The following is a 13,999-nucleotide window of genomic DNA, read 5'->3' as shown; positions in this document are numbered from 1 at the left end:
AACAGGGTTATGGGTCTTTGTTAATTACCAAGGGACACCACTTACCAATAATGAAGCTGAGCGCTGCATTAGAGGTACGGTAATCATGCGTAAAAACTGCTTTGGAACAAGCTCAGACCAAGGAGATAAGTTCCGTTCTAGAGTATTGTCTGTGGTTGAGACTTGTAAAAAGCGTGGCCTATCGGCACTTGATGTCATATCGGAGATTGTTACAGCAGTAACAGAAAGAAAACCCTATCCAGACGTGTTTAACCTCACCAGCGATTAGTCAATACTACGCTGGTGAAGGATTACAATTGATGTAGCTTAAAGTATTTAATAACATTATTTAAACGTAGTTATGTCGAGTCAGAAAACTCGCTTTTAGAAAATGATAAGAGAGCACATGGCTGATTGGACCCAATCAAACATGATACTAATATCGGGCTGATTAAAACTAAAAGAGAAGTAGCTTTGCTGTTAATTGATAACGGGACTTGTTTTTGTTTAAACCTGTGCAGATAGAATCGGCTGGCACATTTTTGTCCATTGACAAGTCAGATCAGAACGTAGCCTGACTCGAAAATGCCCCAAACCTTCACAGGACATGATTCCACTTACTTTTGTATCCACTCTACACAGACTAGATTATGGTTAATTGTTCCATTTTCAAAGATTCATATTCTATCTGGATAATCCAGTTATCCCTCATATTGGTTGGAAGTAAATGTTTGTAAACTTTATTCAGTTACGGTCTATTTCTTCTATCAATCTTAAAAAGTACGCTAACCTCTAGAACCTAATCTACCGAATACAATAGAGATGCTCATGTCAATTCCCCCGAGTCTACAAAACAATGGATTTAATCATCGCTATACTCTTCAAGAAGGTTCTCAGAAAATTAAACGTCAGCCTGCCCGTCAACGGACATTTTATGAAATACCCATAGCCTCTCCATCTTATGATGCAGTAATTGCTCGTAGCATCCTATTTGAAATGGAATCACTATTAAATGTCAGTGATTATAATTGCGCTATTAGAGTCTTGCTTCCTGATGAAAATGATTGGAATCGGCTGTGTGAATTTGATGATTTTATGGGTAATAACATAAAAACCATTGATAAACAGCGGCATTCAACGACCTGTAAAAAGCTTTTCTTTCACGATCCCAGGTTATACAGATGGCTTTATGCTACCTCGCAAAAAGAATCACTAGATAAAACCGAACCTTCTATGCAATATCGAGCGCTAAGCTTGGATTGGAGCAGATCTTATTATTGTGCGAACCGTTTAGAACCGATCTCTGAAAATTCGTTTAATTGGCGAAAGCTAACTCCTCCTGAAGATATTGTTGTGAAAAGAGTAGCCTCTAGCAAATCACCTACTTCCGCGCGAATAATAAAGAGAGCAGATAATGTACATAAAGTCAGTGCGTCAACAAAACTTAAACTGGCACTAGCCGGATCGGTTCGAACTTCAGTCCTCATGAAAATTCTAAAGGCATGGTGTCAGGAGTTATCAAAAAATCCAAAGAATCGCAGAAACTTAGATGTAGTCAATTTCAATCAATGTTTAGAAGCGTTCTTATATGAAACAACAAATGAGCCACAAAATACAAAAGCACACTGGTTACAAGGTCAAGTTATTTTAAAAATGGCGAATAAACTGATTGAGCAAGGAATAGAAAACGATCTAAATGATTTTCATTCATTTCCTAAAACATTAACCAGATATATTCATCGGGTTTGTGTTTGAAAATAGAACCATGCGGAAACCTATTGATATCACCAATTGATGTGCCAGTGGTGATCGCTGGCAAACTCAAAAATGTCCATTGACGAGTCAGATCAGAACGTAGCCTGACTCGAAAATGCCCCGAAACGCGTTAGTGTTTTAACTCTAACATTGAGTATCTTCTTTGCCAAGAAACCTCTGGAAATCTTCACTATCAAACTCTAGTTATTTCAAAAAAAATATAGTTTATACATTTAAGTTTGAATATTTCGATTAATTCTGCTTAATAAAGGTAGATTATTTATTGACCAGTTGAATATATTTACTGCTCTAATTCAATTAATTATGAAAACCGATCAGAAAGGAATGAGCTATCCAAATGTTCTTGCTGGCTTCGTATGTATTGAAAGATTAGTAAACCAATTGTACGAACAACACTCCAGTGCAGAAACGAGTAGCACAGATTCTATAACCGTAGGCATAAGGGTGTTAGTTATGGGTACCATTACGACCACTACAACAGACGTAAATAGACAGCCTTGGCAACAACCAGAACAATCTATCTGTCGATTTAATATTGGTACACCTACAAAAATGTTTACAGGTGTTTTAATCGGTGGCGCATTTGCAGCCATAGCCAGTAATCCCGTTACCCTAGGGGCTGTTTTAGCGGGAGGAACGGCAATATCTATCACCGCTAAACTGATCGGTTTTTTCAATCAGAAGTCAGACGGAGTTGAGGGCATTCCTTACGATGCAGCCGCTATGATTGCCTTTGGTGCATTTTCCATAGCCAAAGGTTCACCCGTATTAATCACCGCAGAAATAGCCCTTGCTGGCTTTTTAGCAATTAGAGCTACTGACAAGTTACACGATGATTTAGCCAATGATTTAGGTATTAAGCCTGATAGCTGGACGTATTCAGGGACAAAGTTAGTTAGCCGCTTTGCTACGGGTTATTTATCTGGTAAAGCCGTTGAATCAATTAATGACTTGTTTACCAGTGCGCCCGTCCCTCGACCTATACCGAAACACAGACACGCAAGACAAGCGCAACAAGAACCTAATCCACTTTGTAATTATACAAGTTTTAACGAAACGATTGTTATAACTCCGACAGCAACTTATCCTCAAGCTGAATGTTTTGATTTTCCAGAACAAACTTTTGATGGTGCTGGTTTTCCGCCGATTTCAATGGATAACAAAGCGTTCAGAACAAAAGGGGCAAATACAACATTATGCAAGATTAGCTATCAAAAATTTTTATCAGGAGTAGAACGGGTATGGACGTTTACCGATAATGATTGTTTTGAACAAGTTGAATGTTCAGACGGTCAATATTATGGGATAAGAAAAACTGCTTCATGTAATCAAAACCCTGTTAGTTGTGGCGATCCTAATCTTCAAACTTTAACGAGTAATTTTTGTGGCAGTAATTCAGGTTTGCCATTTTGTAAACCGCCTACCAAACCTGAACCTGTACCCGTATTGCAACCAACAACAATAACAAATGTAATTCATAGTTCTACATGTGCTGAGCCACAGCATACCCCTAGCGGCTTACCATTAGTCGAATGCTCAAACTTAACCATAAAAACATATAACGGAATAGAAATAGGTGAAACTTTAGAAAGGTTAGATTATAGAGCATATGCAACTAATATAGATAAAGATGAAAAATGTAAATTTGTTATTCCAAATGAAAAAAATTCTGATTTATATTCTTTAAATAACGATTGTTTAGAACAAGTAAAATGTTTAGATTCAGATTATTTTGGTATTAGAATAACAAAAAATTGCAATGAAGATAACTATAACTTTTGTTCTATACTTGGTGATAGATCAGATTTCCCTTTATCTTTTTGCGCTAATTCAACCCCTTGGTGTTTACCACCACAACCACAACCAAATCCATCTAATACTCAACCACCGTTACCCAATGTTCCACCTACACAACCACCTTTACCAAATCCAGACTCCACGGCAAAGCTGCCACAAATGACAAAACCACCATTACCAAAACCAAGCACAGGACAGCCAGAAACGACACCAGAACCAACGTTAAACGCTGAACCTGAAAGTGGTATTAATGGCGGCGCAATCGCAGGTGGTGTTGTCGGTGGCGTTGCCGTTGTAGGTTGTGCCGCTACTGCGGCTATCGTTACAACAATTGCAGTTTGCAAAAATAAAGATGCAATCAAAGCTAAATATGATTTAGAACGGCCACCACAACCAGAGTCAGAGCAACAGCAGCCAGAAATTAAAGAATCACAAACAAACGATGTTGAATTGCAAGATATACAACCGTCGAGAGAAAATGGTCATGCAGCCAAACCCTTATCTAGTACAGCACCTTTACCACAAACGAGCAGCAAATCAATAGCTAAAGCTATCACCGTTCCTCCTCAGCTAACTAAACAATATACCCAAGCGATGTTTGATGCTTGCGCCAGTGGAAGTCTCGACCAATTGAAATTGCTGATTAGAGAATTACCATACGATTTTGATGTTAATCTGTTAATTGAAAATGAAATTGCAAAGGATTCAATTACACTACTTCATGTGGCCTGCTCAACAGGTCAAACCGAGATTGTTGATTATTTACTGAAACAGCAAGCTGATGCAAACATCAAATCAGTAAAAGGACATACACCGCTTTTCCTAGCTGTTTGGAGTGGTCATGTAAAAGTAGTGAAACAGTTACTCTGTGCCAAAGCAGATAAAAGTATTGAATCTGATGATAAAACACCACTTGAACTAGCCAAAGAGCAAGGTAATGCAGATATCATCCATCTGCTAGAGAAGCCTCAATCAGAAGCAAGTGTTTCTGAAGCGCCTAAAGCTAAAAGTAAGTGGTTTTGGTAAAGGCAAAATCGTTTTTGTGTCCAATAACGTACTTAGTTCTGGATATAAAGTACTTCGATTTTCCTCTGGAAAGGCGTTTCAGAGGAATCTAGCATGATACTTTTCATTTTTTATGAACAAAATTTAGCTACAAGAGTTACAGTTTCAAGAGAGTTGTGTGTGACATAAAGTACTCGACCAAAGGTGCAGCCTAAACTCTGGCGAGTAAAGATTGGCTGAATTAAGCCTGTATATCTTGGGAAACCTTTGTAGCAATAAGACCTGCACAGGCAATCTTAACAGCTTGCAAGATTGATACATTGGGAACGCCTATTGAGATTATCCCAGAAGCAATCATGGCTGCTGTATCGTAATGGATACCCTCTGAGCCGTCAGACTTCTGGTTAAAAAAAACTAACAAGCTTACTTGTAATAGCGATTGCTGACCCTCCCGCTAATGTAACCCCAAAACTCATAGGATTGCTCATTGCAAGAACCGAAGCACCAAATAATACTCCCGTAAAAAGTTTGGTGGGAACTCCAATATTAAAATTGTGTATTGGTTCTTCGGTTTCGTGATGTTCCTGACGATTAATAATGGCTGTGTTAGGAGAATGTGTGGCTTGTACTGTCACGGTTTATTACTCTTTAGGTTAAAGGGGCTGAATACAATGAACTCAGAGGATTAGCGTTATTAATGTGAGGTAATAGGTCTATCGGTTAATTAGCAACTGATAACCTAATTAAGAAATAATTTGAACTATTAATAACTAAAAATCCAATTTTGTAACTTTATTAATACAATTTATCATATGTGACTGTATATTTACCGAACAATTCGAGGGTTTGCCATTTAACCCGAACTTTATTAAATAATGCTTTGCAATGATTAAAAAACAGAATTTCTGTGAAGCTTTTGTCCAGAAGTGAGTTATGGCAACTATGATAAAGAACTCGATTGCAGCGTGAGAAAAGCAGTAAAGGTAGCAATTCACAGTATTGAGTTTGTATTTCTGGCGACTTACAAATTTAACGTTTGAACATCGTCGTCAAAAGTACATCAAAGAAAAAGTTGTATAACACCACTACAAATTAGTGGCTTTATAACCCACAATTTTATCTACTTCTTTCCACCAAGCCTTGTAAGCGATTTGTTGTTCCTCAAGGTAATCATATTGGTCATAAACACCTTGGATTCCTGGTAGCGTATGCCCTAAGATTTTTTCAGCAATATTTGAACTTGTAAGTTTTGAAAGTCTAGTTCTTGCTGTGCGTCTTAAGTCATGGATCGTCCAATGCTCCATTGGTGTGCCTAATCTATTACAGACCTTCCTTATAAATGAAGGCTGAATAGCTAATGTACTTTTGGAAATAGGTCTTTCACCAAGTGAGAATGCATATTCACTATCTGTTAGTGAAAAAGCAAACTCCAATAGCGGTATTGCCTCATCTATGATTGCTCGTTTGATCGACTTATTGGTCAGATGGCCGATTTTGTGATTTTCAGGGGGAACTACCCAAACTTTATTTTTAAGATCAAAGTGGGACTTTTTAGCAAATCTTAATTCAGCTCCTCGACATGCAAAGTGAAGTAATAATTGAAGCAAAATTTTGATTTGCACATTTGAACGTGAATTTTGAAGTCCTGAAAAGAAGAGCTTGAGTTCGTTATCAGTTAAGATCCTATCTCTAGCATTACTTTTCATCTTCAAATCATGTTTAGGGCTAATATCGAGTGGATCTTTATTCTGAATGAGCTGTCTTTTATACCCCCACTTGGTCATGGACTTAACAATAGCAAGTGAATGAGTGGTAGCAGTAGTATATTTACGAGCTAATTGCTCAAACAACGTAAGCCACTCAAAAAGAGTGACGTAATTAAATATTTGATCACCAAGGGTAGATGAAACATGAATTTCATAACATCTTCTGAAGTTTTCTGGATGTTTAATGTTATTTTTGCAGTAAGCTTCATACCAAAGGTAAAATAACTTATCGACTGTAATTGCTTCTCTGTTTTTTTGAATTTTATCTTGTTTTACTTGCTTAGGGTTTAATCCGTTTTCTAGTTTTTTCCGATAGCTAAGAGTTAGCTCTCTAGCTTCTTTTAAAGTAGTAGCGGGATAAGAACCAAGATCAATTCGACAAGCTTTGCCTATATAGCGATACCGAAATTGAAATTTGACTTTACTTTTTGTAGATATGCGAACGCCCATGCCATCTCGATCAGACTTTTCAAGCACTCTGTCTCTGGGTTTGCCATTTACTTTTCTTAACCACGTGTCACTTAATGCCATATTCAAACCTCACTTTTCGAGTTTTTATGTACAAACATGTACACAAAAGTGTATTCAGCAATATAAATTGATGTTTAGGAAAGTAATAGTAAGAGCAATGAATTGGTAATAACTTGTTGAAATAACATGGTAAATGTACTTGAATGTACAGTTTTGGAGTAGTTATGAACCAAAGTATTATTTTTATCGATGATATCGAGTGGGCGGAGCAAGAACAGGCTGTTACCTTAAAGGCACAGCTACAAGGAATGCTGATCCCATGCAAAATTACCCTTAGTAAGCTGAATGAGATATATCAATTAAGTATCACGACCGAGAAAGAAGCCCTTGAGTTAGCTGAACACAAACGCTTCGATCTTGAAAATATTTTCGAAGAGCTTATCGAAAAAGAAGCCATGGATGAACAAGGAGTTGTATTATTTTCATAACTTATATTTTCTAACCTGTTGTTGCAAAACTAAACAAGTCTGCCGGATTTATACTTCATGAATAATTGTTTATCAAAAGATATTGAACTTAATAACCCAACAAATACCTAAGCTATATATCAAAAGTTATTCAGCTACCGGTCTGATATAAATGAATGTTGATTAGTGATTATAAATAGTTTCAATTATCTTAACGTTTTTTAAACAACTTAATGGTGACTTATTTATGAGCAAGGTAGAAGCAATCACACAATCGACAGGGGGATATCAAAGTATACTTGGTGCACCTCCGACCTACTCACAAGCTTGTGGACAAAATCATTCTCATTCAGATGATATAAATAATGATAAATATGTTGAATTTAATAGACACGACTATCAAATTAAAGAAAAAGTAGATGATTTTTGTGCCAGTGGCATTGCTTGCGGTGTAGTTGGTGTTTTTTTCGGCATGGTAACAGGAGGAGCAGTTGGTGGTGTTACAGGAGGTGGAGTAGGCGTTGCATTTTACGGTCTTACAGGTGCATTTATCGGGGGGTATCTTGGTGCCCCCTTAGGCTGTGCGGCATACGGAATATATTATATGGTGAAAAGTAGCTGTAACAATAGTGTAACGAGCGAATATCAACGATTAAATGTTTGAACCTAAAGGTAATAAATTTAATATTCAAAGTCAAAGTTGAAAAATGGACCTAAAAAGAAATGATTTCATCTACAATGGATGTGTCAATTATTTACCTAATGGCCCATTTTCTGAATTAACTATTTTGTTTTATATGGATTTATTTACAAATTTCCATAACTCTCATTTATATAATTGTCCTTCAAGCGAACATAATGGGCGGCAGAGTAAGCCAAAAATTCACGTTCCTTGTCAGTAAGAGGACGAACCTGTTTAACGGGGCTGCCAACATACAAGAATCCACTGTCTAATGTTTTTCCCGGCGGCACTAAACTGCCCGCACCAATAATAACGTCATCACAAATGGTGGCGTTATCCAAAATCAAGCTACCCATCCCAACTAGAACGCGATCACCAATAGTGCAACCGTGAAGCATAGCTTTATGACCAACGGTAACATCATCGCCAATCGTAAGCGGATAACCTGCTGGGTTAGATTCCGATTTATGGGTTACATGAAGTACTGTTCCGTCTTGTATATTGGAACGCTTGCCAATACATATCGAGTTCACATCACCCCGCGCTGCCACCATAGGCCAAATACTGACATCGTCATCTAAGTGAATGTCGCCAACTAAAACCGACAAAGGATCGATATAAACAGAGTTACCTACAACAGGTGAAATACCTTGGTAAGTTCTTAGAGGGTTAAGCATAAATTAACTCCATACAAATTTTAAACAAAAAACAAAATACGTTAACAATAACCATAACTAATTGAATTTAAACTTAATAATGTTAATTATGATTTGAGTGTAAAAAAGCTTAATGTCAGCATTGACGGAATCTTTTTGGGAGGAAGTCAATGGTAATTAAGAGAGAATGTCCAAAATCAGACAGTATTATACAGGCGGAACGCCTTTTAGATAACAATGTTACCCATCCTAACGAAGTAAGGATAAAACGATCTTGGAGTTTTAGCGAAGGAATAACACCAAGTGTTGTGGTTGATTTTCAGCAATTAAAGCAAAATGTACATACAAGTCAAGTTAACCCTCAGCCTTTTTTATTACCGATTAAAACGCTTGCATTAATTCAAGCTAGCCCACAAATAATCCCGAGGTGCATTGATAATTCAACGGCATTGTGTTCATTTATGAACATGGAAGACTTTGCTCAAATGGCTCTGTTTTCAAAGAGCTTACTGGTACTGATAAATGGAAATGCACATAAAGTTGTACCTCACTCTAATGTGCCTCGTGGCGAGATTGTTGTTAATCCTAGCATTGAAACGAGTGATAACACTGTAAAAGTAACGAAACTTCATGAGAAATATCCTGTTTTCTCCGAGGCGTTAGTTGCCATTAAACTCAGCCAGTCAGTAAATGAGCGCTTTATGCCTATATGTTGGAATGAAGTCAGTGCAATAAGCCAATGTATTTCACAGGCGCTAGCAGGTGTTCCTGTCCAGCAAGGGCAGAGTTATAAAATAAAAGTTCCCTATAATGTCAATCGCTACCGAGATAGTGGTAATAAAGTTGCTCCAAGACATGAGCAGCTTTTGTTAGATATCGAATTTGAAGTTACCCCAATCTATAAAGCTGATAAAAATAAAGGCACGTTTAGAAAAATTGTAGTAGCAGATACCCAAAAACTCTCTTTGCTGCTTGTGCCCACATCAGAAACGGACTTTAAGTACTCTCACCCTCAAAGTCATAGTGCTAATGCACTAGTGAGTAAAATAGCGGTAAAAGCTTCACTCCCTGACAACTACTTAAAGCTCAATCACAAAGATTACGCTCGATTGCTTTCGTTATCAGAACAAAAGAGAGAGCAAGGAAGCATACTGGTTAGTCTCACAGACGCAAAAGGATGCGAGTCTTATGTTTATGCCGCTCATGATGAAAATGTTCAAGAACCAACAATGGCAATCGCTCCGACTACAGATATTAAAGATGCAAGATTTAATATTACTCCAGTAACTAAAAGCTTAAGTTATTCAACAGCCATAGAATTAGAGCTGAAATGGCATCCAGATTTTACTAACCAAGCGGCACTGAAGAACGTAAAAATAGATGAATTAGTAAAAAAGCAGCTGCCAATTGTTCCAATGTATGAGGGCAAAGAATTTGTTGTTTGTTTATCCGATAACGATGTCGCCCATATGGGAGTCGTCACTGTAAAGGTATTGAATGTTGAAAATGATAGCGGTGAAAAGCAGAGTTTATACAACCCAGACAAGGCTAAGTGTGAAGTCGCTCTGTATTGCAGTCAGCTGCATGAAAACAAGCGAGTAGAAACGGCAGTTCAGGTCAAAAAAATACGTTATCAGCCAGTTGAAAACGAAATTTGGGCCAATCCTAGACACAAACTCCTTTCTATCATTAGCGTAGAAGATATGTTGTTATTAGAACGAACTGGAAATACAAAGAGCCCCTCCAGCAAAATTCGTACGCAAAATGTGTACATTAATAATACGTTAGTTCAGGTTGTATCTCATCCTGGATTACATCATGGGCAAATCATTATCAATCCCGATTATGCTCACGTATTGAATCAACCAACACTAATACTAAAGCCGTTTACAGATAACGAAACTCCAGTTGGAAGCGCTCGAATACATATAAGATTAGAAAATGACCAAGAGTGTGAGTCATTATTGCCACTAAAGTATAATGAACATTCACCTATGATAACCGCCATTACTCAAGCCTTACATACGTTGCCGATACATGAAGGCTTAGTGTATCACTTGGATGTCATTTATGATGCTAATGTGTTAGTCGAAAAAGACAGAGAAGTGCCGCTGCAACAGAGATTCAGAACATTAAGAGTCGTTTTTACGGCTTCCCCGTTATTTCCTCCTGAGAAGTTAGCACTGGTGAACCCTCCTATTCTGGAAATAGATGAGCAAGTTCCACAAAAAACAGAAAAAAAACATGCAAAAGAGAAAGATGTAAAGGATGCTGAAGGGAATAAGGCACTATTGGTCAGAAATCCGATACTTGACGCCCCTAATTTAATAACCCCATTGCACTATACATTCACTGGCAAAGAATTTTCTGTGGTATTGAAGCCTGAAGTTAAGAATCAATTTGAATATTGCTTGACTCAATGGGAGCCAAGTGAACCTATATTAAATAAAAGTGTCATTGCCAATAATGCTCTTCGCCATAACTATTTAGCGATGGAAAAAAGTAACTTTGATACATTATTTATGGGGCATCAGCCAGAAGTACGGCAACAGGGACTGGTGGTGATCTCATTAGGAAGTGGTCAGCGAAGATATTATTTTGCTAGAGCAACAGGAGAAATAGATATTATTCGTGATTACCTCTATCTGTGTAATGCCATAACAGAAGAAAGACATTATCCGTATGATGTGGTGGCATCCTCTCACCCATTACCGATGGCCGAGTCGGTTGATATTGTGTTTACTTGGCACGACATCCATCGCCATGCTCATCAACATTCTAAAGAACATATTGAGAGCCTGATCAAAGAGCAACTAACGACAGTTGTATTGGAAGTAGGTAAGGAATTTTATACTTGGTTAGATGTTGATGATGAGTGGAAAAGTTGCATCATCGTTGGCGAAGTAAAGAGTATAACAGGTACTGGAGATACAACAAAGGAGCCTGCTTATGCATACACTACTAGGACTAAACTGAATATCATTTTTGAAGATACAACCATTATTTCAGGGAAACACATTCCGCCTTGTTCAGTAGAGAAAGCCAAAGCAAGACTGTGTAAAGGGCTAGTTGGAGTAGAAGATATCGCAATATCGCTAATTGATGGAATGATCATGCCATTTGGTACAGCGGCCATGAACAATTTTATTTTGCTTCATGGGTTGCCTGGTAATGGAAAATCATCAATAGCATACAATGCGCTTATTGGTGCTGGGATTAATCCTGTTGAAATACAAAGCATTGGAGGCAGCGAATTATTGGGCTCTGATCCAGAAGCAACAAAAAAAAACCTTGAAGAATTTTTTAAAGAACTATGTCATGACAATGAAATAAAAAAGCTAAAAGACAAATCAAACAGAACGTTTTCAAGGCCTCGACGCGGTTATATCATTAATGAACTGGATTTATTATTGGGTAAAGAAGGAAAAAAAGGACGCTCAAACGAACAAGCTGCTGCATATGGATGGTTTCTTCAACAATTTCAGCCAGGTAGTCAAGGTGGCAAGGAATACTTTTCCCTCAATGTTGTTGTGATAGCGACATCAAACTGTGAATTATCAGCATTTTCCAAAAGTTTAAAGCGAAATGGGCGGATGGGATTGCAATTGAAGATGTCTAATCCAAATGAAAACCAATGTGCTGAAATAATAAAGCAGAAAACGGAAGAGAATAAAGAAAAGTTCGAACTTAAGGTTGATAGTAAGCAATTAGCAAATGTTACAAAATTGATGTGCTCAAAAGGGGCGTGTGCAAAAGATGTAGTTTTCTATATGGATAAAGCATTTCAATTGGCAAAACAACATGCACAAGAAAAAGATAGTTCGGCTACAGCCCCCTTTAGTGTGGAAGAAAGAGACTTAATAGATGCATTATTTTCTCCAGAAAAAATCAAGCAAAATCAGGAAAAACTAGCTAAAGAGTATCAAGAAGAATTACCGCCTTACAGAATGAGCGATGCAGAAGAAAAAGTATTAAGCCAAATAAAGAAGATGTGTGAAACGATTACAATGGTTAGAGGGCGAAATGGAATCATTGTAGTAGACAAAAGTGAAGCTATCCGTATGGAGCAATTTTTACGAAATCTGGTCGAGGGGGCATCAGGATTTTATCACTATGAAAGATTAGAAGAAGGCGCAAGTGACTTATCAGTAATAATGACCTTGAGCGAAACGACTGAACAGGTGAAAAGCTTATTAATCATTGAAGACCTAGAATCATTATTGGTAAGCAAACCAAATGAAAAAGCAGTGATAGTCTCAGGCATAGAGGAAAGTTTAAGACAAAAAAGCAAAAACATTATTTTTGTGGTGTTTGTGAACAAATATTCGTTGAGATTTTGGAAAGATGCTCAGTTTACAAAACCTCCGATTGCAAAATATCAAATAGAGCACGAGCTAAGCCATGATGAACAAGAGGAATATATTCAAGAACACTATCCTTGTACTATAAATACGCAAAGACAACTGCTTAGAACCCTTGAAGGTCACAAATCACGTCAACTCACTCATGAGGGGATACATCAGTTTGCCGTACCCATCCAAGACAAAGGTAAAGAAACATACACTTGGGATTTTAAAGGATTGAAAGAATACCTTAAAGAGTGTGAAATGCTTACTTCTAAGGTTTCTATGACGAACGGCATATATACCTAAGCTGAACAATAAATCGGCATGCGAAAGCCGTTTAGCAAAAAAACTAAAAAAAGGGGTTGCGCAAAATTCTAAGCTCCCTATAATGCGCCACCACTGACACGGCACAGCAGCGAAACAGACGATGTTATAGCAGCTAGCAAGTCAGGGTTTAGAAAGCGATTAAGTCACTTTTTAAACGGTCGAAAAAAACTTTAAAAAAGTTGTTGACGACCACAGGAAAATGCGTAGAATACGCAGCCCTGACCCGCTGAAGAGAATGCTTCGACGGGGTGCTAATAAAGCACAATGTTCTTTAAAAATAAGTATCAAGCAAATCTGTGTGGACACTCACAGAGATAGAAACATCCAGTTATCATCTTCGGGTGCTAACAAAAATTCTATCAATGAAGAGTCCGCATAGATAGAAATCAAACTTACTTAGGTAAGACTGATTTCAGACATGCAAACGATTGGCTTTTAATTAAGTTAATCACGACAGAATTCATTGAGCAGTCTGTTTCTGTAAAAAGAGCGGACTTAAAATTAAACTTTTAATTGAAGAGTTTGATCATGGCTCAGATTGAACGCTGGCGGCAGGCCTAACACATGCAAGTCGAGCGGAAACGAGAGGTGCTTGCACCTCGGCGTCAAGCGGCGGACGGGTGAGTAATGCCTGGGAATTTGCCCAGTTGTGGGGGATAACCATTGGAAACGATGGCTAATACCGCATAAACCCTACGGGGAAAAGGGGAGGCTCTTCGGACTTCTC

At 37.8% G+C, this 13,999-nt stretch carries 9 protein-coding genes and 1 rRNA gene; 7 read left to right on the top strand and 3 right to left on the bottom strand.

Features of this window, described 5'->3' with window-relative positions:
• From D5018_RS18360 to D5018_RS18350, 3 genes are all read left to right on the top strand, one after another.
• A partial coding sequence (locus tag D5018_RS18360; RefSeq protein WP_165905106.1) for an IS66 family transposase occupies positions 1-268 on the top strand: 268 nt, incomplete at its 5' end.
• 539 nt (positions 269-807) lie between these two features.
• Positions 808-1,734, top strand: coding sequence for a hypothetical protein (locus tag D5018_RS18355; protein WP_121840448.1), 927 nt, complete (start codon positions 808-810; stop codon positions 1,732-1,734).
• A 324-nt stretch (positions 1,735-2,058) separates the two neighbouring features.
• Positions 2,059-4,578 carry an ankyrin repeat domain-containing protein gene (locus tag D5018_RS18350; RefSeq protein ID WP_133309336.1) on the top strand — a complete coding sequence of 840 codons (2,520 nt, stop codon included), beginning with the start codon at positions 2,059-2,061 and terminating at the stop codon, positions 4,576-4,578.
• A gap of 383 nt (positions 4,579-4,961) precedes the next feature.
• Here D5018_RS18350 and D5018_RS18340 read toward each other — a convergent pair whose 3' ends face one another.
• Together D5018_RS18340 and D5018_RS18335 are read right to left on the bottom strand one after the other, a co-directional pair.
• On the bottom strand, positions 4,962-5,192 hold the full coding sequence (locus D5018_RS18340; protein WP_121840445.1) for a hypothetical protein: 231 nt from the start codon (positions 5,190-5,192) through the stop codon (positions 4,962-4,964).
• Between the two features lie 450 nt (positions 5,193-5,642).
• Positions 5,643-6,854 (bottom strand): tyrosine-type recombinase/integrase, encoded by a 1,212-nt coding sequence (locus D5018_RS18335; protein WP_121840444.1) that lies wholly within the window; start codon positions 6,852-6,854, stop codon positions 5,643-5,645.
• A 164-nt stretch (positions 6,855-7,018) separates the two neighbouring features.
• Between D5018_RS18335 and D5018_RS18330 the strand changes: the two genes are divergently transcribed.
• On the top strand, positions 7,019-7,282 hold the full coding sequence (locus D5018_RS18330; protein WP_165905105.1) for a DUF1488 family protein: 264 nt from the start codon (positions 7,019-7,021) through the stop codon (positions 7,280-7,282).
• A gap of 226 nt (positions 7,283-7,508) precedes the next feature.
• Entirely contained in the window at positions 7,509-7,925 is a 417-nt protein-coding gene (locus tag D5018_RS18325) for a hypothetical protein (RefSeq protein WP_121840442.1), read from the top strand.
• Between the two features lie 143 nt (positions 7,926-8,068).
• Here D5018_RS18325 and D5018_RS18320 read toward each other — a convergent pair whose 3' ends face one another.
• The gene (locus D5018_RS18320; RefSeq protein ID WP_121840441.1) at positions 8,069-8,620 is read right to left on the bottom strand and encodes a gamma carbonic anhydrase family protein; all 552 of its coding nucleotides are present in this window, start codon (positions 8,618-8,620) and stop codon (positions 8,069-8,071) included.
• Between the two features lie 149 nt (positions 8,621-8,769).
• Between D5018_RS18320 and D5018_RS18315 the strand changes: the two genes are divergently transcribed.
• Both D5018_RS18315 and D5018_RS18310 read left to right on the top strand, forming a co-directional pair.
• Positions 8,770-13,251: an AAA family ATPase gene (locus tag D5018_RS18315; RefSeq protein WP_121840440.1), complete on the top strand. Its 4,482-nt coding sequence runs from the start codon at positions 8,770-8,772 to the stop codon at positions 13,249-13,251.
• Between the two features lie 531 nt (positions 13,252-13,782).
• Positions 13,783-13,999: ribosomal RNA gene (locus D5018_RS18310) — 16S ribosomal RNA — on the top strand; the annotation flags it as partial.

Origin of the sequence: Parashewanella curva, assembly GCF_003675895.1 — a bacterium.
GTDB classification, from domain to species: Bacteria; Pseudomonadota; Gammaproteobacteria; order Enterobacterales; family Shewanellaceae; genus Parashewanella; species Parashewanella curva.
The sequence above is the reverse complement of the archived record's forward strand: the minus strand, read 5'-3'. Positions and strand labels throughout refer to the sequence as shown.